This is a genomic window from Bacillus sp. ABA4_010, from assembly GCF_056159105.1.
On sequence record NZ_JBSWUN010000003.1, the window covers coordinates 555,349 to 581,364 of the forward strand.

The 26,016-nt window shown below is 40.4% G+C and carries 30 protein-coding genes; 27 read left to right on the plus strand and 3 right to left on the minus strand.

Annotated features, from left to right (window positions below):
* Nucleotides 1–31 precede the first annotated feature (31 nt).
* The 12 genes from ACXAEO_RS04000 to lysA all read left to right on the plus strand — a co-directional run bounded on the left by ACXAEO_RS04000 (nucleotide 32) and on the right by lysA (nucleotide 9,697).
* On the plus strand, nucleotides 32–1,198 hold the full coding sequence (locus ACXAEO_RS04000) for a D-alanyl-D-alanine carboxypeptidase family protein (RefSeq protein ID WP_474878250.1): 1,167 nt from the start codon (nucleotides 32–34) through the stop codon (nucleotides 1,196–1,198).
* Nucleotides 1,199–1,295: 97 nt separating this feature from the next.
* A complete protein-coding gene (gene spoIIAA / locus ACXAEO_RS04005; protein ID WP_474878252.1) occupies nucleotides 1,296–1,646 on the plus strand; it encodes an anti-sigma F factor antagonist in 351 nt (116 codons plus the stop codon).
* The gene (gene spoIIAB / locus ACXAEO_RS04010) at nucleotides 1,646–2,089 is read left to right on the plus strand and encodes an anti-sigma F factor (protein ID WP_474883956.1); all 444 of its coding nucleotides are present in this window, start codon (nucleotides 1,646–1,648) and stop codon (nucleotides 2,087–2,089) included. The genes spoIIAA and spoIIAB overlap by 1 nt, the downstream gene beginning before the upstream one ends.
* Nucleotides 2,090–2,101: 12 nt before the next feature.
* Nucleotides 2,102–2,860: an RNA polymerase sporulation sigma factor SigF gene (gene sigF / locus ACXAEO_RS04015; protein WP_474878254.1), complete on the plus strand. Its 759-nt coding sequence runs from the start codon at nucleotides 2,102–2,104 to the stop codon at nucleotides 2,858–2,860.
* A gap of 251 nt (nucleotides 2,861–3,111) precedes the next feature.
* On the plus strand, nucleotides 3,112–3,732 hold the full coding sequence (locus ACXAEO_RS04020) for a stage V sporulation protein AA (protein WP_474878257.1): 621 nt from the start codon (nucleotides 3,112–3,114) through the stop codon (nucleotides 3,730–3,732).
* Nucleotides 3,722–4,144 (plus strand): stage V sporulation protein AB, encoded by a 423-nt coding sequence (locus tag ACXAEO_RS04025; protein ID WP_474878259.1) that lies wholly within the window; start codon nucleotides 3,722–3,724, stop codon nucleotides 4,142–4,144. Before ACXAEO_RS04020 ends, ACXAEO_RS04025 begins: the two co-directional genes overlap by 11 nt.
* A 73-nt stretch (nucleotides 4,145–4,217) precedes the next feature.
* Nucleotides 4,218–4,673, plus strand: coding sequence for a stage V sporulation protein AC (spoVAC, locus tag ACXAEO_RS04030; protein WP_474878261.1), 456 nt, complete (start codon nucleotides 4,218–4,220; stop codon nucleotides 4,671–4,673).
* Nucleotides 4,674–4,691: 18 nt separating this feature from the next.
* Nucleotides 4,692–5,708 (plus strand): stage V sporulation protein AD, encoded by a 1,017-nt coding sequence (gene spoVAD, locus ACXAEO_RS04035; RefSeq protein ID WP_474878263.1) that lies wholly within the window; start codon nucleotides 4,692–4,694, stop codon nucleotides 5,706–5,708.
* Nucleotides 5,709–6,059 carry a stage V sporulation protein AE gene (spoVAE, locus tag ACXAEO_RS04040; protein WP_474878266.1) on the plus strand — a complete coding sequence of 117 codons (351 nt, stop codon included), beginning with the start codon at nucleotides 5,709–5,711 and terminating at the stop codon, nucleotides 6,057–6,059.
* A 6-nt stretch (nucleotides 6,060–6,065) separates the two neighbouring features.
* Nucleotides 6,066–6,662, plus strand: coding sequence for a stage V sporulation protein SpoVABEA (gene spoVAEA, locus ACXAEO_RS04045; protein ID WP_474878268.1), 597 nt, complete (start codon nucleotides 6,066–6,068; stop codon nucleotides 6,660–6,662).
* On the plus strand, nucleotides 6,625–8,100 hold the full coding sequence (locus tag ACXAEO_RS04050) for a spore germination protein (RefSeq protein WP_474878270.1): 1,476 nt from the start codon (nucleotides 6,625–6,627) through the stop codon (nucleotides 8,098–8,100). The genes spoVAEA and ACXAEO_RS04050 overlap by 38 nt, the downstream gene beginning before the upstream one ends.
* Before the next feature lie 277 nt (nucleotides 8,101–8,377).
* Nucleotides 8,378–9,697 (plus strand): diaminopimelate decarboxylase, encoded by a 1,320-nt coding sequence (gene lysA, locus ACXAEO_RS04055; RefSeq protein WP_474883958.1) that lies wholly within the window; start codon nucleotides 8,378–8,380, stop codon nucleotides 9,695–9,697.
* Between the two features lie 151 nt (nucleotides 9,698–9,848).
* Here the strand turns inward: lysA and ACXAEO_RS04060 are convergent, their stop codons facing one another.
* On the minus strand, nucleotides 9,849–10,718 hold the full coding sequence (locus tag ACXAEO_RS04060) for a DUF1002 domain-containing protein (protein WP_474878272.1): 870 nt from the start codon (nucleotides 10,716–10,718) through the stop codon (nucleotides 9,849–9,851).
* 198 nt (nucleotides 10,719–10,916) lie between these two features.
* On the opposite strand from ACXAEO_RS04060, the gene ACXAEO_RS04065 reads away from it, so the two are divergent.
* A complete protein-coding gene (locus ACXAEO_RS04065; protein WP_474878276.1) occupies nucleotides 10,917–11,351 on the plus strand; it encodes a peptidylprolyl isomerase in 435 nt (144 codons plus the stop codon).
* Nucleotides 11,352–11,839: 488 nt separating this feature from the next.
* A complete protein-coding gene (locus tag ACXAEO_RS04070; protein WP_474878279.1) occupies nucleotides 11,840–12,199 on the plus strand; it encodes a GNAT family N-acetyltransferase in 360 nt (119 codons plus the stop codon).
* A gap of 18 nt (nucleotides 12,200–12,217) precedes the next feature.
* Here the strand turns inward: ACXAEO_RS04070 and ACXAEO_RS04075 are convergent, their stop codons facing one another.
* Together ACXAEO_RS04075 and ACXAEO_RS04080 are read right to left on the minus strand one after the other, a co-directional pair.
* A complete protein-coding gene (locus ACXAEO_RS04075; RefSeq protein ID WP_474878282.1) occupies nucleotides 12,218–12,748 on the minus strand; it encodes a DUF309 domain-containing protein in 531 nt (176 codons plus the stop codon).
* A 123-nt stretch (nucleotides 12,749–12,871) separates the two neighbouring features.
* Nucleotides 12,872–12,964: a YjcZ family sporulation protein gene (locus ACXAEO_RS04080; protein WP_474878284.1), complete on the minus strand. Its 93-nt coding sequence runs from the start codon at nucleotides 12,962–12,964 to the stop codon at nucleotides 12,872–12,874.
* Nucleotides 12,965–13,127: 163 nt separating this feature from the next.
* On the opposite strand from ACXAEO_RS04080, the gene ACXAEO_RS04085 reads away from it, so the two are divergent.
* The 13 genes from ACXAEO_RS04085 to ACXAEO_RS04145 all read left to right on the plus strand — a co-directional run bounded on the left by ACXAEO_RS04085 (nucleotide 13,128) and on the right by ACXAEO_RS04145 (nucleotide 25,930).
* Nucleotides 13,128–13,910: a segregation/condensation protein A gene (locus ACXAEO_RS04085; protein WP_474883961.1), complete on the plus strand. Its 783-nt coding sequence runs from the start codon at nucleotides 13,128–13,130 to the stop codon at nucleotides 13,908–13,910.
* The gene (scpB, locus tag ACXAEO_RS04090; RefSeq protein ID WP_474878288.1) at nucleotides 13,907–14,488 is read left to right on the plus strand and encodes an SMC-Scp complex subunit ScpB; all 582 of its coding nucleotides are present in this window, start codon (nucleotides 13,907–13,909) and stop codon (nucleotides 14,486–14,488) included. The genes ACXAEO_RS04085 and scpB overlap by 4 nt, the downstream gene beginning before the upstream one ends.
* A gap of 102 nt (nucleotides 14,489–14,590) precedes the next feature.
* Complete coding sequence (locus tag ACXAEO_RS04095) at nucleotides 14,591–15,079, plus strand: DUF3907 family protein (RefSeq protein ID WP_474878290.1); 489 nt, start codon at nucleotides 14,591–14,593, stop codon at nucleotides 15,077–15,079.
* 124 nt (nucleotides 15,080–15,203) lie between these two features.
* A complete protein-coding gene (locus ACXAEO_RS04100; protein WP_474878292.1) occupies nucleotides 15,204–16,091 on the plus strand; it encodes a superoxide dismutase in 888 nt (295 codons plus the stop codon).
* Between the two features lie 221 nt (nucleotides 16,092–16,312).
* The gene (locus tag ACXAEO_RS04105; protein ID WP_474878294.1) at nucleotides 16,313–17,482 is read left to right on the plus strand and encodes a D-alanyl-D-alanine carboxypeptidase family protein; all 1,170 of its coding nucleotides are present in this window, start codon (nucleotides 16,313–16,315) and stop codon (nucleotides 17,480–17,482) included.
* Entirely contained in the window at nucleotides 17,475–18,071 is a 597-nt protein-coding gene (locus ACXAEO_RS04110) for a nucleoside recognition domain-containing protein (protein WP_474878297.1), read from the plus strand. Before ACXAEO_RS04105 ends, ACXAEO_RS04110 begins: the two co-directional genes overlap by 8 nt.
* Complete coding sequence (locus ACXAEO_RS04115; protein ID WP_474878299.1) at nucleotides 18,071–18,601, plus strand: spore maturation protein; 531 nt, start codon at nucleotides 18,071–18,073, stop codon at nucleotides 18,599–18,601. Before ACXAEO_RS04110 ends, ACXAEO_RS04115 begins: the two co-directional genes overlap by 1 nt.
* Before the next feature lie 150 nt (nucleotides 18,602–18,751).
* Entirely contained in the window at nucleotides 18,752–19,477 is a 726-nt protein-coding gene (locus tag ACXAEO_RS04120) for a pseudouridine synthase (protein ID WP_474878301.1), read from the plus strand.
* A gap of 213 nt (nucleotides 19,478–19,690) precedes the next feature.
* The gene (gene resA, locus ACXAEO_RS04125) at nucleotides 19,691–20,212 is read left to right on the plus strand and encodes a thiol-disulfide oxidoreductase ResA (RefSeq protein WP_474878304.1); all 522 of its coding nucleotides are present in this window, start codon (nucleotides 19,691–19,693) and stop codon (nucleotides 20,210–20,212) included.
* Between the two features lie 13 nt (nucleotides 20,213–20,225).
* A complete protein-coding gene (gene resB / locus ACXAEO_RS04130; RefSeq protein WP_474878307.1) occupies nucleotides 20,226–21,848 on the plus strand; it encodes a cytochrome c biogenesis protein ResB in 1,623 nt (540 codons plus the stop codon).
* Between the two features lie 21 nt (nucleotides 21,849–21,869).
* A complete protein-coding gene (ccsB, locus tag ACXAEO_RS04135) occupies nucleotides 21,870–23,048 on the plus strand; it encodes a c-type cytochrome biogenesis protein CcsB (RefSeq protein WP_474883962.1) in 1,179 nt (392 codons plus the stop codon).
* Between the two features lie 384 nt (nucleotides 23,049–23,432).
* Nucleotides 23,433–24,149, plus strand: coding sequence for a response regulator transcription factor (locus tag ACXAEO_RS04140; protein WP_474878310.1), 717 nt, complete (start codon nucleotides 23,433–23,435; stop codon nucleotides 24,147–24,149).
* Nucleotides 24,146–25,930: an ATP-binding protein gene (locus ACXAEO_RS04145; protein ID WP_474878313.1), complete on the plus strand. Its 1,785-nt coding sequence runs from the start codon at nucleotides 24,146–24,148 to the stop codon at nucleotides 25,928–25,930. Before ACXAEO_RS04140 ends, ACXAEO_RS04145 begins: the two co-directional genes overlap by 4 nt.
* Nucleotides 25,931–26,016 lie beyond the last annotated feature (86 nt).

Here is a 26,016-nt window from a genome sequence, read left to right on the forward strand (position 1 = left end):
TAGGTTGTATAAAGAATGGAGGGTTGTGGAGATGAAGCGATTTTTTTCATTTTCAATCGTAGTAGCAGTTCTTTTTTCTTTTCATATAACAGCGGTATTTGCCAAGGAAGAAACCTCAGCGGAGCTAGCTGAAAAAGCTAAATCAGCTGTCTTAATTGAGCGTGATACAGGGACCGTATTATATGAAAAAAATAGTAATGAAAAGCTTCCACCTGCCAGTATGACGAAAATTATGACCATGATCTTAATTATGGAAGCAATTGATGAAGGAAAGATCAAATGGAGTGATAAAGTTCGTACAAGTGAATATGCTGCTTCAATGGGAGGTTCGCAAATTTTCTTGGAGCCCGGCGAGGAAATGACCGTTGATGAAATGTTAAAAGGTATTGCCATTGGATCAGGAAATGATGCATCAGTGGCTATGGCCGAGCATTTAGCCGGATCGGAAGACGAATTCGTCAACATGATGAATGAAAAAGCGAAAGAGTTGGGGGCTAAAAACACGCAGTTTCAGAACCCTACCGGATTACCTGTTGCTGACCATTACAGCACAGCTTATGATATGGCGATTATGGCAAAAGAACTTATGAAATATGAAAAGATTACGGATTACACAGGCAAATATGAAGATTATTTGCGAGAAAATACAGATAAAAAATTTTGGCTTGTCAATACAAATCGTCTCGTCAAATTTTATGAGGGAGTAGACGGGGTGAAAACCGGTTTTACAAATGAGGCGAAATATTGTTTGACCGCTACCGCCAAAAAAGGAAACATGAGGGTAATCGCGGTTGTATTTGGAGCTGAAACCCCGAAAGACCGAAATGCCCAAGTAACGAAAATGTTAGACTATGCGTTCAGTCAATATCAAACAACACCATTGTACGAAAAGGATGCCGAGATTGGTTCTGTTAAAGTGAGCAAAGGAACTCAAAAGACCGTACAAGCTGTGACATCTGAACCGATTTCTTTTTTAACGAAAAAAGGGACATCCACAAAAGATATTGAAAAAGACATTAAGCTAAAGGAATCTGTCAAAGCACCTATTCAAAAAGGGGATGAAATCGGCTCGTTAATTATAAAAAAAGACGGCAAGGTGTTAAGTGAATCCCCGCTTGTGGCAGAAGAAGACGTTATGGAAGCATCTTGGTGGGATTTATTTAAACGAACTCTCTCAATCTTTTCGAAAACTTCATAACTAATGTTGGCGAAAAATAACTAGTTTTGTCACACGGAAGGATTCCAATAAGAAACTATCGAAAGACTCTCTATAAACTTTCAAGGGGGTTTGAATTGTGAGTCTTTCTATAAATTTAGAAGTAAAGCATCATGTGCTGCTCGTGCGTTTAAGCGGGGAGCTTGACCACCATACAGCAGACGAGTTAAGAACGAGAATTACAGACCTTCTGGAGAATGAACTTATTCATCATATTGTATTAAATCTTGGTGATTTAAGTTTTATGGATAGCTCAGGACTTGGTGTTATTTTAGGACGATATAAACAAATTAAAAGCAGCGGCGGAGAGATGGTCGTATGTGCTATCTCTCCTTCTGTACAGCGATTATTTGAAATGTCAGGTTTATTTAAAATTATCCGCTTAGAGCAAACAGAGCAAAATGCTTTAGCAACGTTGGGGGTGGCATGATGAAAAACGAGATGCATCTCCAATTTGCCGCATTAAGCCAAAATGAATCGTTTGCTCGTGTAACGGTTGCGGCCTTTGTTACACAGCTTAATCCAACAATGGATGAGTTGACGGAAATTAAAACGGTCGTGTCAGAAGCGGTCACCAATGCTATCATTCATGGATATGACAATAATCCAAATGGTACGGTGTATATTTCCGTTTACTTGATGGAAGAGGGAACGATCGAAATTATCGTAAAAGATAAGGGAACGGGAATTGAAGATGTAGAGGAAGCAAAGCAGCCGCTTTATACAACAAAGCCTGAATTGGAGCGATCTGGAATGGGCTTTACTATTATGGAAAACTTTATGGACGAAATTGCTATCGATTCATCGAGTACAGAAGGAACGACCATTTATTTGAAAAAGCATTTAACAAAAAGCAAAGCGTTATGTAATTAAGGAGATCAGCCTATGGATGTCGAGGTCAAAAACGAACAGAGCCGAGGTTATTTATCCGATTGTGAAGTAAAGGAATTAATTAAAAAAAGTCAACAAGGAGACCAACAAGCCCGCGATTTGATTGCTGAAAAAAATATGAGGCTCGTATGGTCTGTTGTTCAGCGTTTTCTTAACAGAGGATATGAGCCGGATGATTTATTTCAAATTGGTTGTATTGGTCTTTTGAAATCGGTTGACAAGTTTGACTTATCGTATGATGTTAAATTTTCCACATATGCCGTTCCGATGATTATTGGTGAAATTCAGCGTTTTATTCGCGATGACGGAACGGTGAAGGTAAGTCGCTCTTTAAAGGAACTCAGCAATAAAATTCGCAAGGCGAAAGATGAGCTTTCTAAGATGCTGAATCGAGTTCCAACGGTTGTAGAGGTGGCAGAATATTTAGAGATCACACCTGAAGACGTTGTACTCGCACAAGAAGCTAATCGCGTGCCTGCTTCCATTCATGAAACGGTGTACGAAAATGATGGTGATCCGATTACGCTACTCGATCAAATTGCTGACCATAACGAAGGAAAGTGGTTTGATAAAATTGCGTTAAGAGAAGCCATTCAGGAATTGGACGAGAGAGAAAAGCTCATTGTTTACTTGCGATATTATAAGGATCAAACACAATCAGAAGTGGCTTCTAGACTAGGCATCTCACAAGTGCAAGTATCTCGCTTGGAAAAGAAAATTTTACATCAAATGAAAAATCAGATGGGAGAATAGCGACAAAAAGCTTGTTTCTATCTGGATGACGATCATTTGAAGTGACTTCAAAAAAAAGTGAAGCGGAAAACCTCGCTGAAGGTTTTCTGCTTCACTTTTTTTGTTGGTTTTGCCATTTAGCAAAGTATAGAAACGTCAAACATTTTGGAAGAACATCGTGGTAATTAATGGATGTTCGGTTTTTGAATTAGAAAATTTAAGAAATAACATACTACTCATACGAGGAGAACCATTTGCAAGGTGTGATATGGATGGATAATACAGTTTATTTACGAATGCGTCACCGTGTACAAGTTAAACCGAATGAGACCGTAAGCCTTGGTCAAATTTCCTTAATTGAAGCAAGAGCAGACATCAAGGCAAGGCTTCAAGAATTGCCTGTGCATCAAGTGACAGCTAGTGACCGAAATATGATTGTTGTAGATGTAATGAAAGCCATTGCTGAGATAAGGAAAGAGGATGTAGATTTTGATATTCAAAATATCGGTCCTGCTCAAACAATTGTGGAAGTGGTGTATGAAAAAAAGCACTATTCAAAGTTCTTTTTTTGTCTTGTGTGGCTACTCCTTTTCATTGGAGCGGCTCTCGCCATCATGAACTTCCATGAAGATGTGAGTATGCGGCAAGTTCATCAAAAGCTGTTTTACATGCTGACAGGTGTTCAGGATGAACAGCCGTTACTTCTTCAAATTCCTTATTCGTTTGGATTAGGTTTAGGGATGGTGCTGTTTTTTAATCATCTTTTTCGTAAGCGAATTAACGAAGAACCGAGCCCTTTGGAAGTGGAAATGTTTAATTATCAGCAAGATTTAGATCAATATGTCATTATGCATGAAAATAAGGAAAGCATGAAGCACATTGATGAGCCTTAACGTGTTGTTGACCATTTTCATCGGATTTGCCGGAGGGTTGGCTGTAGGAGGGGGCTTTGTCGCTTTTTTGACCGTGCTCGGGGTCATTCCCCGACTGATGCAGTTAACAAAGACTATGAAATATGTACAGGCATACGAATGGGCTGTCATTACAGGAGCGATAGGAGGAGCGTGGATGAGTCTTCACGGCCATGTTTTATATTTGCCGGCGTTCATTGCCATTATTGTGGGAGCGGCGAGCGGCATCTTTATCGGCATGCTGGCAGCTGCTCTAACAGAAGTATTGAATGTTCTTCCTATTTTAACAAAAAGAATTGGTGTAGCCGATCAAATGCTCGTCTTACTCATGGCAATTGTGCTCGGTAAAGTATTTGGTTCATTGTTTCACTGGATCTATTTTGTCGATCAGTAATGAAGCAAGGACGTGTTGTGGTGATAAACATGGCGTAGTGTGAGGAACTGTGCCTGGATAAGTGGAGGTAATAGTGATGAGCAGCAAATTGAAAGATAATTACAAAGATAACATCAAACCGTACCAGCCGACTCCTCCTTATTTTATCAACTGTGTAAAAGCTTTTGTGGTGGGTGGGCTCATTTGTGCCATTGGTCAAGTGGTGGAAAATTTTTACTTACATTATTTTAATTATACAAAAGAGGATGTCGGAAATCCGACAGTAGCGACTCTTATTTTGCTGTCAGCCATTTTAACAGGGTTTGGCATTTATGACAAGCTTGGTCAGTTTGCTGGAGCAGGTTCTGCCATACCGGTAACCGGCTTTGCCAATACGATGACGAGTGCAGCGATGGAGCATCGAAGCGAAGGGCTTGTGCTTGGGGTGGCTACCAATATGTTCAAATTAGCGGGAAGTGTCATTACTTTTGGAGTGGTAGCTGCCTACGTCATAGGGATGCTGCGCTATGCGTTTAAGTCTTTTTTTTAGAAGAAGGGAGGAACGAACATGCGGCTTGTTGGAAAACAAACGTGGATGTTTGAAAATGATGTTTACATTAATGCAACGGGAACGGCTGTCGGTCCGAAAGAAGCAGCGGGACCTTTAGCAGGATCATTTGATGTCACGCACGAAGATTTGCATTGCGGAGAGGATAATTGGGAGTTGGCGGAGCGTTTGTTAATGAAAGAATCGATTGATTCCTGTTTACAAAAGGGTAATCTGAATTATTCCGATATTGATTTCTTTTTAGCTGGTGATTTATTGAATCAAAATGTCACCGCAAATTATGTAGCAAGACAGAATCAAATCCCCTTTTTATGTATGTTTGGGGCATGTTCTACTTCAATGGAGACATTAGCGGTCGGAGCAGCATTAGTTGATGGTGGGTTTGCCCGGAAAATCGTTGCGGCTACAAGCAGCCATAATGCGACAGCCGAGCGGCAATTTCGCTATCCAACTGAATATGGGGGACAAAAGCCGGATACGGCTACCGCTACTGTCACAGGGGCAGGGGCCGCTCTCGTTTCCCAGGAAAGAGGCTTAGTCAAAATTACAGCAGCGACGATTGGGAAGGTAGCCGATTACGGTATTACCGATCCATTTGATATGGGCTCAGCAATGGCGCCAGCCGCCGCTGATACGATTCGTCAGCATTTAGTGGATACGAACCGTTCACCCGCGTATTACGATTTGATTGTTACTGGAGATTTGTCGGGGGTTGGAAGCCCAATTCTTAAAAAACTGCTTCAAGAAGAGGGGTACGATATTTTTGATGTTCATAATGATTGCGGGCTCATGATTTATCGTCCGGACCAAGAAGTATTTGCAGGTGGAAGCGGTTGCGGCTGTTCGGCAGTTGTCACATACGGGTATATATTGAGCGAGTTAATAAAGGGAAATTTTAAACGAGTATTGGTTGTCGCAACAGGGGCATTATTAAGCCCGACGATGATTCAGCAAAAAGAAACGATTCCGACTATTGCCCATGGAGTGGTCATTGAGGCATTGGAGGGAGGCCATTAAATGGAATATATTATTGCATTTGCAGTTGGCGGAGCGATTTGTGTTATTGGGCAGTTATTGTTAGACGTTGCAAAATTAACTCCTGCTCATGTCACAAGCTCATTCGTAGTAGCCGGAGCCGTACTGGATGGCTTTGGATTATATGATAAGCTCATCGAATTTGCCGGAGCTGGTGCGACCGTTCCGATTACAAGCTTTGGTCACTCGTTGTTGCACGGGGCGATGGAGCAGGCAGACAAGCATGGAATAATTGGGATTGCCATGGGAATTTTCGAACTCACTTCAGCAGGTATTGCCTCAGCGATTTTATTTGCCTTTATTATCGCTCTTATCTTTAAACCGAAAGGATAAGAATATATGGAGAAAAGAAAGGTCATTATTGTTACAGATGGCGATGAGTATGCTGAAAAAACCATTGAATATGTAGCAAAGCAGTATGGAGGACGCTGTATCTCTCAATCACACGGAAACCCAACGAAGTTATCAGGACGAGAAATCGTGAAATTAATTACGAAAGCCGCCTACGATCCTGTGTTTGTGATGTTTGATGATAGCGGTTTTTTAGGAGAAGGTTCGGGAGAACAAGCGTTAAAATATGTCGCATCTCATGAGCAAATAGAAGTACTTGGCGTTATTGCGGTTGCTGCCAAAACGCATCAAAATGAATGGACACGGGTTGATGTGAGTATAGATCGGTATGGAGAATTGACAGAATATGGCGTTGATAAAAACGGTATTGCAGAATTTGAAATAGGCAGAATAAATGGCGACACCGTTTATTGCCTGGATCGTTTGGAAGTTCCAATCATTGTAGGAATTGGAGACATCGGGAAGATGGCAAAAATGGACCACATTGAATATGGTTCGCCCATTACAATGAAAGCTGTAGAAATTATTTTGGAAAGGAGCGGATACAGTGGCAGAGCAAACGAAGCAAAAGACGGCCATTTATAAAAAGGTTCATGAGAATGATAAATGGTTTATTGAACATGGGAGCATGAATACGAGTTTTGATGTCGGAGTTCGAAAGCTGCTTATTTTAGAGCGGGAAGTACATATGTATTATGTGACCGGACTTTGCGACAGCAATTATATCATCCAAATTGCGGATCAGCTCGTGGAAGTAAATGACCATGAAACTGAAAAAGAAAAAGCAAAAGAGATCATTGAAAATCGTCTTATTCATCAGCAAGTCACCCCTGTCGAATATTTAGAGGATGCGCTTGATACAATTTTAGCAGGCTTAATTGTCGTTCTAATTGATCAGGAAGAGGTTGGGTATGAAGTAGATGTACGCAGTTATCCCGGACGCGGGCCAGAAGAGCCAGATACAGAAAAAGTTGTTCGCGGAGCACGGGATGGTTTTACAGAAAATATTATCATTAATACAGCTTTAATGAGAAGACGTATTCGCGATGGGCGTCTTCGGTTTGAAATGATGAAGGTAGGAGAACGCTCCAAAACCGATGTCGCCATAGGGTATATTAATGATATTGCCGATCCTGGATTAGTGGACGTTATTAAAAAAGAAATCGAAGCGATTAAAACAGATGGTCTAACGATGGCGGACAAAACCATAGAGGAATTTCTCGTTAAACAAGGGTATAATCCATTTCCGCTCGTACGCTATACGGAACGTCCTGATGTTGCGGCTGAACATTTATTAGAAGGACATGTACTCATTATTACAGATACTTCTCCAAGTGTAATTGTCACGCCGACGACCTTGTTCCACCACGTTCAGCATGCGGAAGAATTTAGACAAGCTCCTGCTGTCGGGACCTTCATTCGTTGGATTAGATATATTGGGATTTTGGCTTCAGTCTTTTTATTACCTTTATGGTTTTTATTTGTAACAGAACCTTCTTTGTTGCCGGCGAATTTACAATTCATTGGTCCAAATGAAAAAACGAACATTCCAATTGTCGTTCAAATTTTTATGGCAGATATCGGCATTGAATTTCTAAGGCTTGCCGCCATTCATACCCCAACGCCGCTCTCCACAGCTATGGGATTAATTGCGGCGGCGTTAATTGGTCAAATTGCCATTGACGTAGGGCTGTTTGTGCCAGAAGTTATTTTATATGTTGCTGTTGCCGCTATCGGTAACTTTGCAACGCCGAGTTATGAGCTAAGTGTCGCGAATAAGATGGCTCGTCTATTATTGCTTGCTGCAGTGGCTGCTTTTCACACGCCAGGTTTTGTTATTGGTACGACGCTGTATATTTTATTGCTAGCAGCAACGAAGTCATTAAATACACCATACTTATGGCCTTTCATTCCGTTCAATCCGAGTGCTTTTAAAGGGATTATGTTTCGAACGTCTAAACCAGGGGATAATGTTAGACCAAGCATTGTCCATCCGCAAAATAAATCACGACAGCCTGTGTAAATATGTATAAGTGCTAGAGGGAAAGTTTGTGAACTTTCTAAAACGACCTATATAGAAAAACGGCTGTTTGAATATTGTAATAATGTGGTTGCATCGAGTTTGGAGATATGATAAGGTTGTTTTAATTAAGAAAGCAATGAATGAACGAGACAGTTAACAGCTTAAGGGCTGACTAGCTGTCTCTTTGTGTACATTCAAGAAAGTGCTGTCCTATTGGTTTTGTTCAATTGTCAGTCAGCAGAACAAATAATGAAGGGGAACGAGGTAAGGACGAATGGTGTTTTTGCATGGAACGAGTAAAGTAAACGGTTCTAACCATTTAGAAATCGGAGGGGTTGATACCGTTAAATTAGCAAAAGAATACGGGACGCCTCTATATGTATATGATGTTGCTTTAATTCGGGAAAGAGCCCGCCAATTTAAAGAGACCTTTGTAAAGCACAATGTGAAAGCACAAGTTGCTTATGCAAGTAAAGCTTTTTCAACGATGGCGATGGTTCAGCTTGTACATGAGGAAGGCCTCTCATTAGATGTTGTGTCAGGAGGAGAGTTATATACAGCGCTTGCTGCCGGGTTCCCTCGTGAAAAAATTCACTTTCATGGAAACAATAAAAGCAGAGCAGAATTAGCGATGGCTCTGAAAGAAAAAATCGGTTGTATTGTAGTCGATAATTTCTATGAGATTGAGCTGTTGAAGGAGTTAAGTGATTCATTCCAACAGAAAGTGCCAGTGCTTTTGCGTATTACACCAGGAATTGAAGCACATACGCATGATTATATTTTAACAGGACAGGAAGATTCTAAATTTGGTTTCGATCTGCAAAATGGACAAGCTGAGCAAGCTGTTCGTCAAACATACGAGGCGGATCAATTCGAGTTGCTTGGTTTGCATTGCCATATCGGTTCACAAATTTTTGAAACGACAGGCTTTGTTATGGCAACGCAAAAGATTTTTGAAAAATTAAAAGAGTGGAAAGACAGTTTTCATTTCTTCCCGCAAGTGTTGAATTTAGGAGGAGGCTTCGGCATTCGCTATACGAGCGAAGATGATCCGATTCCAGTGAGTGAATATGTGGATGTTATTATTCAAGAAGTGAAAAAGCAAACGGATGAAATGAATGTAGACATCCCTGAAATTTGGATTGAACCTGGTCGTTCGCTAGTGGGAGATTCAGGGACAACCTTATACACGGTCGGATCAAGAAAGCATGTGCCGGGCGTACGTGAGTATGTTTCGGTTGATGGCGGAATGAATGACAATATTCGCCCTGCTCTGTATCAAGCAAAATATGAAGCTGCATTAGCGAATCGGATGAAGGATGATGAAGATGAGACAGTCTCCATTGCCGGAAAGTGCTGTGAGTCAGGAGATATGCTCATTTGGGATGTCGCTTTGCCGAAAGCTCAGTCAGATGATTTACTTGCTGTATTTTGTACAGGGGCGTATGGCTATTCGATGGCTAGCCATTATAACCGCATTCCGAAACCTGCGGTTGTGTTTGTAGAAGATGGTGAGGCGCAGCTTGTAGTCAAGCGTGAAACATATGAAGAGCTTGTGAAAAACGATCTGCCGTTTAAGTCAAAAGTAAAAAACTAACAAAGGAGATGACTAAAAACCATCCTTTTTAGTCATCTCCTAAAGCTCTGTTACGTAAATTAAGCGCATTTTAATAGATAGCCTAAAAAGAACACGGCCTGTGTATAGGTCGTGTTCTTTTAATATAGTATCGAAAATGGACAGATTAAGATTAGGCGAAAAGGGCACGGATGGCATCTAATAAACTATTTAAAAAGTTTTGGAGCTTTTGTAAGAAAGATTGTCCTTCTTCTGACTGGAGAAAAGTCGAAATTTTTTCTTTTGTCACATTTAATTGATCTTTCACTTGGTTCCAGTCGATGTCCATTTCCTTTAATTTATTGAAGAAATCGACAAGTGTATCTAGTTCGGCAGCAGTTAGCGTAATCCCAAGTTCTTGAGCAATCTGTTCAATTAAAGCGCGCAAATCTGCTTCAGTTTTCGGTTCGTTTTTAGCAATTTCATCCTTTACTTTTGCCATTAAAGCAGCAGCCTTCTCAGCTCCAATTGAATCGCCAAGCTGGGCCGTTTTAACCATTTCTTCGTTTGCGACTTTTTTAATCTCTTCTGGAATCTTTTCGTTCGTTGTTGTTTCATATGCTTTCATAATGCCTGTCAGTGCAGCAGTACCAGACACGGAAAAGGGAGCAGAAATTTCAATGACAGCATCTTTTACCCCTGCTGTAATTAAGGCATTCGTGTACATTTCATTGGTTACCCAGGTAATATTGTTCGTTTGAACATCTAAGCCGGAATCCTTTGCTCCAATTGTAATGCTGGCAGAGGAAATGGCACGTGATCCAATTTGAGCTTTTGGGATGAATTCACCTAAATAATCGTGCTCCTCTTGATTGGAGACGGTAATAATTTGAGCATTTTCTGGCACGTCTAATTCGGCTAATATATCATTTCGCTGCTGGGTCGTTAAATTCTCTCCTAGTGTGACAATCACATCGCCTTCTGCTGCATCTGCCAAGCTGATTGAAGGAACAGTGAGTATCAATGTTGCGGTTAAAAGCATAGCTTGTAATTTTCGTTTCAAAAAAAGACCTCCTTTTCATACGTGGGACACTCATATTATAGTATGGTTTTTCAAAATATGATAGAGAGACTCCACGCTATCTTATTAGACGGATGAACAGGCAATTAGGTTTCAAAAAGGTAAGATGAATGAAGATATTGGATTTGTCCTTTGAATTGTAGTAGAATGAATGAAGAATTTTATATTGGAGGTTACATAATGAAAAAAGCAAGCATTGAAATGCAAAATGGCGATAAAATTATGATTGACTTGTTCGCGAACGAAGCTCCAGGTACAGTGGAAAACTTCGAAAAGTTAGCGAATGAAGGATTCTACAACGGGTTAACATTCCATCGTGTAATTCCTGGGTTTGTAAGTCAAGGCGGCTGCCCATCTGGAACTGGAACAGGCGGACCTGGATATACAATCAAATGTGAAACACAAGGAAATCCTCATAAACATACAGCAGGTGCATTATCAATGGCACATGCAGGAAAAGATACAGGCGGAAGCCAGTTCTTTATCGTTCATGAGCCACAACCGCATTTAAACGGTGTGCATACAGTATTCGGACAAGTAACAGAAGGTTTAGATGCTGTGTTAAAAATGCGAAACGGCGATGTAATGAAAGAAGTTAAAGTTTGGGAAGAATAAAGAGAAGAATGAGTGTCTCCGATTTGGGGGCACTCATTCTTTTTTAAACTGCGTGACAATATGATCGGATTTTTTAAGCATTTTTACCTAGAAACGGTTCTTTCATAACTTCTTTAGTAAAACGTTTTCATATTCAGGTTGCCAGAATGTTATTTTCGGTATAGAATTTCCAATAGGTGTGATTGAGTAAATAGAGGTGTTTAATTTTGAATAAAAATAACTGGATTTTATTTTTCATACTCATTGGAATTAGTTTTGTATGGGGAATTATCTACTGGATTTATATTGCGTAACATGTTAGCTCATCCATTGTATGTTGATAACACAATTTAAATTATGTATCATAAAATACAAAGTATGACTTTTTAGTCTAAAAGATTACGGTTTGTTTACATCTGTATGACGTATAGAGGAAAAGTAAGGTTAAAGCAGGTAATATTTTACTTGAAGAAAGTTTAAGATAGTTTTCAACAATGAGGGAGAAATATATGCTTATTCGGTATAAGAAAAACTATGAAAAAATTGCAATGGGCCTTTTATCGTTTATGCCAACGGAAAAAGATTTAAAAGCATTGCAGCAGACGATGAAGGAATATGAGCAAAATGAACATTGGAAGCTTTTTTTATGGAAAGAAGATGACGATATTATTGGGATTGCCGGGATTGCTATGGTGAACGATAAAGAGCTGGAAATTCAGCATGTGAGTGTTAACCCATCACATCGACACCAAGGCATCGGTAAACAAATGGTTCAAGCGCTTCAGTCCCTTCATCCGAACATGATGGTAAAACCTAATGCGTATGTAGCTCCGTTTTTTGAGAAATGCACGATGTTGCCAGAAGAATAATGAGGAAACACCAGGTTGTTACGACTGCCTGGTGTTTCTTTTATCATGAAGACTTTTTTGGCGTTCTGCGATTACGGACGTACGGTCGCGCAGTTTATGACGATGAATGAGCTCGTTGTTTGAGAGATCTGAACGTTGTCCCCAAATAAGCCCTTTTTCTTTGCTTTTTTGCTGGCAAAGTGTGAGAAGTGAAGAATCGGTTATCGGCAAATCAAGACTTTCATAAGTCATTTCGTGTTGAATGGCTGTCAGGCGTGTATGTAAAGAGGAAAGAAGGGTAGTATCATCTAGCCCAAGCTTCTGGATTTCTTCTTTTTCGTCGCTTAAAATCCGCACAGCGCTTTTCATCATGCGGAAGGCGCCATTATAATTTCCTCGCCTTTGATGATATAAAGAAACAGCAATCTGAATTAAACCGACCCACACGATTTTTCGATCGGCAGGCACATCCATTTTCCAATGTTCTTCCAACAATTCGTGGCATTCAAAATAATCACGATCAGCATGAAAATGTACAAGGTAATCAATATAGGCTGCAGGATAGTTCATAGAGGGCCTCCTTTTTGTTTCATGCTATCAGTTTATCATAAAGCTTATTCGTCTTCAGTAAAGGCTATGTTCACACATAATGAAAAAGTGTTCAGCGAGGGAGCTGAACACTTTTGAGTCATATTAACACCAAGCAGATCCAACGATGATCAACAAGATGAACAATACAACGATTAAAGCAAACCCACTTCCGTAATAGCAGCCTTTTTCGCCCATATTAACTCCTCCTTAATGGTCTTATATTTCGTTTGCACTGTCATCATATGTTGGAATTGCGGATATGTTTGGGCAGATGACCTAGTTTTCGTGTATAATTTCTTATTGGACATGTTGGAATGATGCACTATACTTAAGAAGGAAAATGGAAGAAAAAATGGAAATGGGTAATGTTGGTGGGATGACTGTGGAATATAACGTAAAGGTAGAGGCATTTGAAGGGCCGTTGGACCTTCTTTTGCATTTAATAAATAGATTGGAAATTGATATTTATGATATACCGGTGGCTCAAATAACCGAGCAATACATGGGATACATCCATACGATGAACGAACTTCATCTCGATTTAGCTAGCGAATATTTAGTGATGGCGGCTACCTTGCTGGCGATTAAAAGTAAGATGCTGTTACCTAAACATGAAGAAGATGAAATGGATGATGTTGAACAGGTAGACGGCGAAGATGATCCGCGTGAAGAGTTGATGCAGCGGTTAATTGAATATCGGAAATATAAAGAAGCGGCTCAAGAGCTGAAACAGCTGGAAGAAGACCGAGGGCAGATTTATACGAAATCGCCAAGTGATCTTAGCTATTTGGCAACAGACGTTCAAGTGGAAAATCAACAACTTGATATTACACTGTACGATATGCTGAGCGCTTTTCAAAAATTATTAAAACGAAAGCAAATCCAAAAGCCGATTAAAGCGAAAATCACTCGACAGGAAATTCCGATTGAACAGCGAATGGAAGAGCTTTTGCAAGAATTAAAAACATTTCATGGAAAAAGGCGTTTCTATGATTTGTTTTCTCGTCCTGAACGAGAATATGTTGTTGTCACCTTTTTAGCGGTGCTCGAATTAATGAAACATAATCAAATTGCTGTAGAACAACAGGGGAACTTTGACGAACTGTATGTTTCGTATCAAGAAAGGAATGGACACGCATGAATATGACAACCTATAAATCTGTCATTGAGAGTCTTTTATTTGTGGCAGGAGATGAAGGCTTGTCGCTTGCCCAAATATGCGCTGTTTTAACGATTGAAGCAGAAGCTGCCAAGTCTATTCTTGAAGAGATGCGCCAAGATTTTGAAGAGAATGACAGAGGCATTGAAATGATTGAAATAGCAGGCACTTATCAGTTTGTAACGAAAAAAGAAAACGCTGAGTATGTAAAACGTTTAGTAACGGCTCCTTCTAATCAATCCCTTTCGCAAGCAGCGCTGGAGACGTTAGCGATTGTAGCGTATCGCCAGCCAATCACTAGAGTGGAAATTGAAGAAATTAGAGGTGTGAAAACGGAGCGACCGATTCAAACCCTTGTAGCGAAAGCTTTAATCAAAGAGGTAGGCAGGGCAGAGGGGGCAGGTCGAGCTATTTTATATGGAACGACAAAAGAATTTTTATCGTATTTTGGCCTTAAAAGCATTAAAGAATTGCCGGTGCTCTCAAATTCAGCTGTAATGGAGCCAGATGAACAAGAAGCAGATTTATTCTTTGAAAAGCTCCAAGAAGTGTTTGAGTAAAGAAACTATTATATTCCATATCTAATATGTGGTAATATTATTAAAAACAATCATTTTTTTACATTTTAAATCAGGGAAGATGATTGCGGGGAGGACGGCAATATGGCAAATACGGTAGTCAAATCACAAATTGAACTCGTACAACAGAAGTTGGAAGTATCGGTAACAGCATTGAATGAGTATTTAAATCATGTGACGATTTCCCATTTGAATGAAGAGGTACAAGGGGAACAAAGTGATTATGCCCTTTTATTGTCTAACTTGAGAAGACTGGCTGTTTTTTGTGAAGAAGGCTTGGATGCGTGCCGTGTTATTTCGGGGACTGAACCGTTTAGAAAAGCGGCGGCAGAACGCACCCTTTATCGTATTTATCATCAATGCATTGAAGAGTTTTACGCCCCAAAGCATGATTTATGGTATGAAGATAGCCGTTCTGCCTATACAGGACGCAATGCCATTAAATATCGTCAAGCGGCACCGCCATCAATTGAACGGCTAATGTCGTCAATGGAAAGTGATTTTCAGTTGATGCGGGAAGAGCTTCAATTTTATGAGACGGACTATGTAACGAAAATGACACAATCTCAATAAAATAGAACAACGTAAAAATGGACAGGGCAAAACGCTCTGTCTATTTTTTATGAGAATGAATCTCCATCATATTTTCCTTTGGTGAGAATAGGATAGTGAAGATGATTGAAGGGGGGGCATTATCATGAATATGCAAGAACAGATGAAGTGTTATTTGCTGGAAGTGGAGAAGTGGCTTGGAGAGATGGAACAATGGGCTTACTCAGAAGGGGAGATGGACGATGAGTTCGTTATGGAAACGATGGAGCAATTAAAAAAAGAAGTTCGTGAGCAATTAAAAACACATACTTTTGATGAAAACATGTTGGCGATTACGACTGACAATCTCAATAAGTTAACTACGCACATTCAGCCATATGCTGCAAGTAGAACGCAACATAAAGAGCGTGTTCCAATCGGAAAGCATCAACTGCCCCCGTTGCCGTATGCGTATGATGCACTGGAGCCTTACATTCATCGTGAAATTATGAAACTACACCATACGAAGCATCATCAAAGTTATGTTGATGGCTTAAATAAAGCTGAACAGATGATGAAAGAGGCGAGAAAGACCCAAAATTACGACTTAATTAAGCATTGGGAACGAGAAGCGGCTTTTAACGGTTCGGGCCATTATCTTCATTCGATTTTTTGGGAGATTATGAACCCAAAAGGTGGGGGCGAACCGAAGGGGAATTTGCGTCAGCAAATTGAACAGGATTTCGGGTCATATGAAAAATTTAACATGCATTTTTCACAAGCAGCGAAAAAAGTAGAAGGAGTAGGATGGGCAATATTAGTTTGGGCTCCGCGCTCTGGTAGACTGGAAATTCTTCAGGCAGAGCGCCATCAATTAATGACTCAGTGGGATACAATTCCACTTCTTGTATTGGACGTATGGGAACACGCCTATTATTTGCAGTATAAAAATGACCGAGGAGCGTATGTAGATCAATGGTGGAACATTGTGTATTGGCCAGCTGTGGTGGATCGATTTAACGAAGCAAAAAAAGTGAAGTGGCGACTTTATTAGAGGTGGGGGATGTAATTGTTTTAGTGAAAAAGTAAATATTTTTAATTATGTGTATATGTTTTATAATATAGAGCGTTAGGATGAATCAAAAGTAGTATGACTTTCAGCTTACAATTTGCTTGATTAACAAGGATTTTTCTTTCGGTAACGGAGATTTCATTCATAACCGTTCGAGACAAGCATAAACTTGTACAAACAAGCAAAGGGACGGGATGATATGGATGAAATCGATTAAAAGCCGAGTGTTAAAGAAGATAGGTTTGCTTTTCATGGCCGTTCTTCTTTCATTTCATGTAGTTGTGCCTCCAGCAGAAGCGGGAGGTGTTAGTGCACAAAGTGCCATTTTAATCGAACAGCATACAGGAAGAGTGCTGTTCAGTAAAGATGCTCATAAACAGCTTCGAATCGCCAGTATTACGAAGATTATGACGGCGATTTTGGCGGTTGAATCAGGAAAAATGGAAGAGATGGTAACCGTGAGTAATAATGCGGTTGGTACAGAAGGATCTTCCCTTTATTTGGTCGCAAATGAAAAAATAAAATTGAAAGATTTAGTATATGGCCTTATGCTTCGTTCAGGAAATGATGCAGCTGTCGCGATTGCTGAATATGTTGGTGGGAGCTTGGACGGCTTCGTCTATCTTATGAATCAAAAAGCCGAGGAGATAGGCATGAAGAATACAGAGTTTGCCAATCCGCATGGCCTTGATGACCATGAAAATCATTATTCCACAGCCTATGATATGGCCATTTTAATGAAGTATGCGATGGGAAATGAGCAGTTTCAAGAAATTTCTGGAACAAAGCTGTATCGTTCTGCCCATCCTGAAGAGCAGTGGGACCGGGTGTGGAAAAATAAAAATAAATTGCTGACAAGCCTGTATCAATATACGACAGGCGGAAAAACAGGTTATACGAAAAGAGCGAAACGAACGCTTGTAACAACGGCTTCAAAAGATGGTCTTGACTTAATTGCTGTGACGTTAAATGCTCCGGGAGACTGGAATGATCATATTTGGATGTATGAGATGGGATTTGAACAATTTGAACCGACGAAAGTGGTGAAAGAAGGAAACATTCAAGATATTAATGATCCTTATTACGAGAAGAAAGTATATGTTAAACGTGATTTCATTTATCCTTTAAAAGACGAAGAGCGAGAAGACATTGAACTTAAGGTCACTCTCATTAAACCTGATAAAAAATTATGGCAAGAAGAAGAGAATGTGCCTAATATTGTCGGGCGACTTGATATTTATCAAGGGGATGAAGAAATTGGCCGTCTTCCTATCTATTTTAAAAAAGGGTTGAATCCAGATGGCGATGAATCTTTCTGGGGGAAAGTGAAAGGTCTGTTTCTTCTCGTTTTAGGGGTACAATCAGATGGTTAATATTATTTGGATGTTATTAACGGTTATTGGTATCGTATTTGCTGTTGTGAATGGAAAAATGGAGGAAGTGAACAAAGCTATTTTTCAAGGGGCAGCCGAAGCGGTTACCATTAGCATTGGGTTAATTAGTGTCCTTGTATTTTGGCTTGGGATGATGGCGATTGCGCAGCAGGCAGGCATTCTCGACAAACTTGCTGCCCTATGCCGTCCGATTGTGACGAGGTTATTTCCTGACATTCCGAAAGATCATCCTGCTATGGGGTATATTTTATCGAATATGATGGCGAATATGTTTGGCTTAGGGAATGCAGCAACCCCGCTCGGATTAAAAGCGATGGAGCAACTTCAAAAATTGAATGGCGGCTCCGATGAAGCAAGTCGTTCAATGATTACTTTTTTGGCCATTAATACATCGAGCTTGACCATTATTCCCACAACGGTCATCGCCCTTAGAATTACATACGAATCCGCCAATCCAGCGGAAATCATCGGGACGACGCTATTGGCCACAATTTGCTCTACAATAGGAGCGATACTCCTTGACCGCTATTTTTATTATAGAAGGGTAAGAAAAGGGAGGAAACATTGATGTCCATCATTAATCAAGTCTCGCTTTTTCTCATTCCGCTTATTATTGGCGGAATTTTGCTTTATGCCACACTGAAAAAAGTGCCGACGTACGAAGCGTTCGTGGAAGGGGGAAAAGAAGGAATTCAAATTGCTTTTTCTCTTATTCCATTTTTGGTCGGGATGATGGTGGCCATTTCTATTTTTCGTGCTTCGGGGGCAATGGAATATGTTATCTCTTTTATTAGCCCACTTTTACAGGCGATTGGTGTTCCTCCAGAAGTAGCCCCGCTTGCTTTTATCAGACCGATTTCTGGAACAGCTGCCCTAGGAATGACAACCGATTTAATCGCCACCTATGGGCCAGATTCTTTTATCGGCAGGCTTGCTTCGACAATGCAAGGAAGCACAGATACAACCTTCTATGTATTAACCGTCTATTTTGGTGCTGTCGGTATTAAAAAAATGGGCGATGCGTTGAAGGTCGGTTTACTGGCGGATATAGTCGGCTTTATCGCTTCTATTATAATAGTGACGATGGTTTTCGGGTGACGCGATTGGAAGTATTCCTTTCATGTCATCTTTTTTTGTTGTTTTCTATTATGAATGTCTAGAACGCTTGCAGGATTGCAAAACTAATGGAATAGAACACTTGTACAATTAACAGCAAACAAGTAAGATGTTACAAGAGGTGAAAACAATATGGAACGATTGCAAAAAGTGATTGCCCATGCAGGGGTTGCATCAAGACGAAAAGCAGAAACGCTAATTACTGAAGGAAAAGTGAAAGTAAATGGGAAAGTGGTCAAAGAGTTAGGACAAAAGGTAGGTCCTAACGATCGGGTGGAGGTAAACGGAGTTCCTCTCGAGAGACAAGAGCCTGTTTATTTCTTATTTTATAAACCGCGCGGCGTTATTTCCAGTGTGAGTGATGAGAAGGGAAGAAAGACGGTTACCGATTATTTCCCGCAAGGAGAGGCACGGATTTATCCAGTTGGTCGTTTAGATTATGATACGTCCGGCTTAATTTTGTTAACAAATGATGGTGAGTTTGCTAATTTGCTTATGCACCCAAAACATAAAATTGACAAAGTATATATTGCCAAAGTAAAAGGAATTCCTTTCCGCGAAAAAATTAAACAGCTGGAGAAAGGCATTCGCTTAGAAGACGGAATGACCGCACCAGCAAAGGCGAAAGTTCTTTCTGTGGACAAGCGAAAAGAAACAGCTATTGTTGAGCTGACGATCCATGAAGGAAAAAATCGTCAAGTCCGAAGAATGTTTGAAGCGATCGGCCATCCTGTCATGAAATTGCGCCGTGACCGTTACGCATTTTTAGATTTGAAGGGACTCAACGCAGGTGAATCTCGCGAGCTGAATGCTCATGAAGTGAGGCAACTATATGCGTTGGCGACAGCTGCTCGCTAAATACCGAAGCGTCTGCTCTATTTTATAAGAGCAAACGGGATGTTCCATTTGGAAGGTAAGGTTCCAAGGAGAAAAACCTTCCAAATGAAACAACCGGACGAACAAAAACAGCGATGATGCGTCACATAACCTTCATAATCTTTCCAAGGTAATTAAAGTGAAAAATGTTATAATTTATACTGTATTTTCAGAACGTCTTAGAGGGGAATTGCCATGAAAAATCGTCGTTTAATGATGAGAACGGTTATTTTGGCTGTACTCCTAGCTGCTTTAGGGTATACGTTATATACAAATTTTTTTACAAACAAAGAAAAAGTGGCAGTAGGGGATATGGCGCCAGATTTTGTGTTAGAAGATTTGGAAGGAAACACCCATCAGTTATCCGATTACCAAGGAAAAGGGGTATTTTTAAACTTTTGGGGTACATGGTGCAAGCCGTGTGAGAGAGAGATGCCTGTTATGGAAAGGCAATATCAAATCTACAAAGACCAAGGAGTCGAAATTTTGGCGGTCAATGTAGACGAAACAAATATAGCGGTTACAAAATTTGCGGAACGTTACGGACTATCGTTTCCAATTATGATTGACAAAGGTTCACAAGTGCTACATACTTACGGCGTCAAACCTTTGCCGACGACATTTCTAATTAATAAGGACGGAAAAGTTGTCGATGTATTTCTCGGTGGTTTAGATGAACAGAAAATAAATGAATACATGGAAATGATTAAACCGTAAGGAGTTTTCAGCAATGGAACATGTAAAATGTGAGTGCGGGCATGTCAATCCACATGGGACAGTTTTATGTGAATCGTGCGGAAAGCCCGTAGCGGAAGAACAGTCAAAAAAGCTATTAGATATGCGCTATGAAGGAAGTGCAAGACGTTCGCAAACGTATAATAAAACGATTGTCGATAAAGTTTGGAACTTCTTTTCATCTGTTAAAGTCGGTGTATGGCTCATTGTGATTACGCTCGTGGCCTCAGCCCTTGGGACCATTTATCCGCAGGAAATGTACATTCCTCCGTCAGTAACACCAGCACAATATTATGAAGATCAATACGGCTGGAGTGGAAAATTGTATTATGAGCTTGGATTTCATAACTTATATGGTTCATGGTGGTACATGATTTTAGTTGCTTCTATCGGGATTTCTCTTGTCATTTGCAGCTTGGATCGGGTAGTCCCTTTGTATCGTGCTTTGAAAAAGCAAGGGGTGACCCGTCATGCCAATTTCTTGAAAAGACAGCGCTTATTTGGTGTGAATACAAGTTGGAGTGAACAAGACTATGAAACGTTGAAAACAAATTTAAAAAAGCGACGTTATCATGTTCGAGAAGAAAACGGTAACATTTTAGCGGAAAAAGGTCGTTTTTCCAGATGGGGTCCATATGTCAACCATGTTGGTTTAATTATTTTCTTAATTGGAGCGATGCTTCGTTCTTTCCCAGGGATGTACGTTGATGAAGTGTTATGGATTCGAGAAGGAGAAACGAAAGTCATTCCAGGAACAGAAGGTCGTTATTATTTAGAGAACAAACAATTCATTTTTGAAACATATGACAAAGAGCAATCAGGTGACGTGTTTGAAAGTGCAATTGATCGTGTTGGAAATGGTATGATTGCGAAAAACTATCAATCTAACGTCGTTCTGTATGAACGAAAAGGTGAGATTGTGCCGGGCGCAGAACCAGAGCTTGAAGAAATTAAAGCGCATCCGATTCGTGTTAATGAGCCACTGAAGCATGATCGTTATGCACTGTATCAAGTGGATTACAAGTTGGACGAATTAAGTACGATGTCGTTTAAGTTGACGGATAAACAGTCCGGGGAGGCTTACGGGCAGTTAAAGGTTAATTTGCACGACCCTCAATTGAAATATGATTTAGGGAACGGCTATTCCGTAGAGTTATTAAGCTATTTTCCTGATTTTTATTTTGATGATGACGGCAATCCAAATACAAAAACAAGAATTCCGAATAATCCGGCCTTTGTGTTTAAAATGTTTACGCCTGACCGTCCGGAAGGAGAAGTGAACTTTGTCGCCATTCGTCAAAACCTTGAACCGCTCGGGGAAAACAAATACAAAATGACGTTTGCTGGAATTGAAACAAAAAATGTCGCTGGTCTTACTGTGCGCAAAGACTTAACGCTCTGGATTTTAGGAGTAGGAGGCGCCATCTTTATGATTGGTGTGATTCAAGGAATGTATTGGAATCATCGCAGAATTTGGGTGCAGCGTACAGATCAGGAGCTCTGGATTGCAGGGCATACGAACAAAAACTGGTACGGTCTTAAAAATGAACTGAGCACCGTCTTAAAAGATACAGCTCTTTTGCCTCCAGAAGATCAAGCGGATAAGGAGAAAAAGTAGGCTGAGAGGGGGAACATGAAAATGGACTTGGCTAGTTTAAGTAGCAATTTGTTGTATACCGCATTCATCTTATATCTTGTCGCAACGTTCTTCTTTGGAGGAGCCATTCGCGATAAACGAAACGCATCAACGATCAACCGCTGGTCCAAGCTCGGGTTTTTAGCTACAATTATCGGCTTTGTCGCGCAGCTTGGCTACTTCATTACGAGATGGGCAGCATCGGGGCATGCGCCTGTTAGTAACTTGTTTGAATTTACGACCTTTTTCGGGATGATGCTTGTTGCGGCCTTTATTATTATTTATTTAATTTACAAGGTTAGTATGCTCGGTTTATTCACGCTGCCGATTGCTCTTTTAATTATTGCATATGCCAGCATGTTTCCGAGAGATATTGCACCGCTCATTCCGGCCCTGCAAAGCGACTGGCTTCATATTCACGTAACAACAGCCGCTGCGGGAGAGTCTATTCTTGCCATTAGTTTTGCGGCAGGACTCATTTATTTAATTAAAGTGCTCGATCAAACGAAAGCAAGTAAAAAAACATTTTGGCTTGAATTTATTTTATATTGCTTAATTAGTGTTGTTGGTTTTGTCCTTGTGACCACCTCGTTTAAGGCGATGGATTATGAAGCATCGTTCCAATGGGTGAATAAAAGTGAGCAGCAAGTAGAAGAGGTTTATCATATGCCGGCTTTAATCGGCCTACATGAAAGTGAACTCCAAACCGCTGGTAAGTTGGAGCCACTCATTGAGATGCCGGCTGTCATTAATGCAGAAAAGCTGAACACGTTAATTTGGTCTCTAGGAATGGGCCTGCTTTTATATGGTATGATCCGTCTTCTATTAAGAAAACGAATTGGAGCTGCTCTTCAGCCTCTCGTGAAAAATACGAATCTTGATTTGCTTGATGAAATTGGCTATCGATCTGTTGCGATCGGCTTCCCTGTATTTACATTAGGAGCACTTATCTTTGCGATGATTTGGGCACAGATTGCCTGGACAAGATTTTGGGGCTGGGATCCAAAAGAGGTATGGGCTCTTATTACGTGGTTGTTTTATGCCGCTTTTTTACATTTACGTTTATCAAAAGGCTGGCACGGTGAAAAATCGGCATGGTTGGCCGTTGTCGGGTTTGCCATTATTATGTTTAATTTAGTGGCCGTGAATCTCGTCATTGCTGGTTTACATTCGTACGCATAGATAAATCAAGGTGGATCTTTCCGTTTATTTCGTTAAGCAGCGATAGGCGAAAAGGTCCCCTTTTTTATCTCGCGCTAACGGGCACAGTAAAGCCTCCACGTTAAAACATAGAGTGAATGGAAAAGTGTAAGTGGAGGAGGTTCCCGCCGATGGAAGTTTCCTCTATACATAAAAGCGCTGGTTTTCAAATAATGAGGAATGTTGATTGGGGAAACAGTAAAAGCAAATCGGGAGAATTTATTCAATCGACCTAGATATCGAAATTTATTTTCTGTAAACTATAATTAAGTTAGAAATGTTGAAAAAAGGATAGCCTTGCTGTCTTAAAGGTTTGTATGAATGAAGTGAAAAAGAGAATTTTCATATAGAAGGAGCAATGAAACGATGCAAAACGAAGTGAAGATTTTAGTTGTTGACGATGAAGAAAGAATTAGACGATTGCTCAAGATGTACTTAGAGAAGGAAAATTATATGATTGAAGAAGCGGAAGACGGAGAGGAAGCGCTGGAGAAGGCTTTAGCGAATCACTACGATTTAATTTTGCTTGATTTGATGATGCCTGGAAAAGACGGAATTGAAGTGTGTAAAGAGCTTCGAGAAAAAAAGGCAACCCCGATTATTATGCTCACAGCAAAAGGAGAAGAAATTAACCGTGTGCAAGGATTTGAAGCGGGAACAGACGATTATATCGTAAAGCCATTTAGTCCGCGTGAAGTCGTCTTGCGTGTAAAAGCACTGTTGAGAAGATCTTCCCCAACAACTTATTTGCAAACAGAGCCAAGCGCTAAAGATTTAATTGTTTTCCCACATTTGACAATTGATAATGATGCACATCGTGTGACGGCTGACGGAGAAGAAGTGAGCTTAACTCCGAAAGAGTACGAGCTTTTATGTTTCCTCGCTAAAACACCTGACAAAGTGTACGATCGGGAGCAGTTGCTTCGTGAAGTATGGCACTATGACTTTTTCGGAGATTTACGTACAGTTGACACACATGTAAAGCGTCTGCGTGAAAAGTTAAATCGAGTGTCGCCAGAAGCCGCTAAAATGATTGTGACGGTATGGGGAGTGGGGTATAAATTCGAGGTTGGCAATGAATGATGTTTTGGCGAAGTGTTGTAGTTAAACTTTGGTTTACAATTTTATTGTTGGTTTCGTTCGTATTATTTACGTTGACGATTTTGCTGCTGGAGTTTTTTGAAAATTACCATGTCAATGAAGCGGAAAAAGAGCTGACAGGTAGGGCGGTTAAAATCTCTCATATTTTGGAGTGGACGGAATCTGGTGAAATGGGAATGTCAATCGTCGGTGAGTTAATGGATGATTCAAGTCTTGTTATTGTCAGAAGTCCAAATGAACAACCAGATTTTATGAATGTCAGTGAAAGTGAAGAAGCCATTTTAGCTGAGTTGTTGAAAAAAGACGAACAGTTAAAAAGTGTGCTTCAATCAGGAAGCAAAGTGCAAAAGAAAACATATCTTGGCGAAGGCAATATGGAGGGGACGAACCATCTTGTTTACATCGTCGGCGTTCCACTATCGTTAGAGGGAGAAAGTGGGGCTGTTTATTTATACCAATCTCTCTCTTCAATTACAGAGCCGTCGAAGCATACGACAAAATTCATCTTTCTCGCTGCTGGGATTGCAATTGTTTTAACGACGATTTTTGCTTTTTTCCTTTCTACAAGAATTACCGCCCCTTTGCGTAAGATGAGGCAAGCTGCTTTTGAAGTAGCGAAAGGGAAGTTTGATACGAAAGTTCCCATTTTAACGCACGATGAAATTGGTGAGTTAGCCATTGCCTTCAATCAAATGGGCAGGCAGTTAAAGTATAATATTAACGCACTGAGCCAAGAGAAAGAACATTTGGCCAATATTTTGAGCAGTATGGCAGACGGAGTCATTACATTGAGCCGTGATGGTTCGATTTTAATTACAAATCCTCCAGCAGAACGTTTTTTACAGGCGGCGAGCTATGAACAAAATGAGCAAGAGCAACATGAACTGCCTGTGAATGTCCGTCATCTTTTTCAGCAAGTGGTTTCATCTGAAGAAGAGCAGAGCATTGAAATTACCATTCAAGGGCGTACGTGGGTCATTTTAATGTCCCCTTTGTATAATCAGACGACCATCCGAGGAGCCGTAGCAGTTGTGCGCGATATGACAGAAGAAAGACGACTTGATAAATTACGCAAAGATTTCATTGCCAACGTCTCGCATGAATTGCGTACCCCTATTGCAATGCTGCAAGGATATAGTGAAGCCATTGTCGATGATATTGCAAGCACCGATGAAGAGAAGAAAGAAATTGCAAAAGTCATTTATGATGAATCACTTCGCATGGGACGTCTTGTTAATGAATTGTTAGATTTAGCTCGGATGGAAGCAGGGCATATTCAGCTTTACGCCACTACGATTTCCGTTACGGATTTTTCAGAGCGAATTGTTCGTAAGTTTCAAGGACTAGCGAAAGAACGTCAAGTTAAAGTTGAACTGAACAAGCAATTGTTAACAGAAGATGAAAACGTATTTGATCCAGATCGGATGGAACAAGTACTAACCAATTTAATTGATAATGCGATTCGCCATACACAAGAAGGCGGTGAAGTGTTATTACATGTCATAACTCGAGCAGGAGAACTGCAATTTAAAGTTCAAGATAATGGTTCGGGGATACCTGAGGAAGATTTGCCGTTTGTTTTTGAACGCTTCTATAAGGCAGATAAAGCCCGAACACGAGGGAAATCAGGTACGGGGTTAGGCCTGGCTATTGCCAAAAATATTGTAGAGGCTCACGGAGGAACGATTTCTGTTCATAGCAGAATAGGAGAAGGAACGACCTTTTCCATTAGTCTGCCGCATGGGACAAGTTATAAATTGTAACAACGAAAGTCGCTGTTCCTGCGTTTGAACAAAGTAAAGAAAGAGTTTGGATTTTTATAGCTTCTTTGTGTAGAATGGACCGTCAT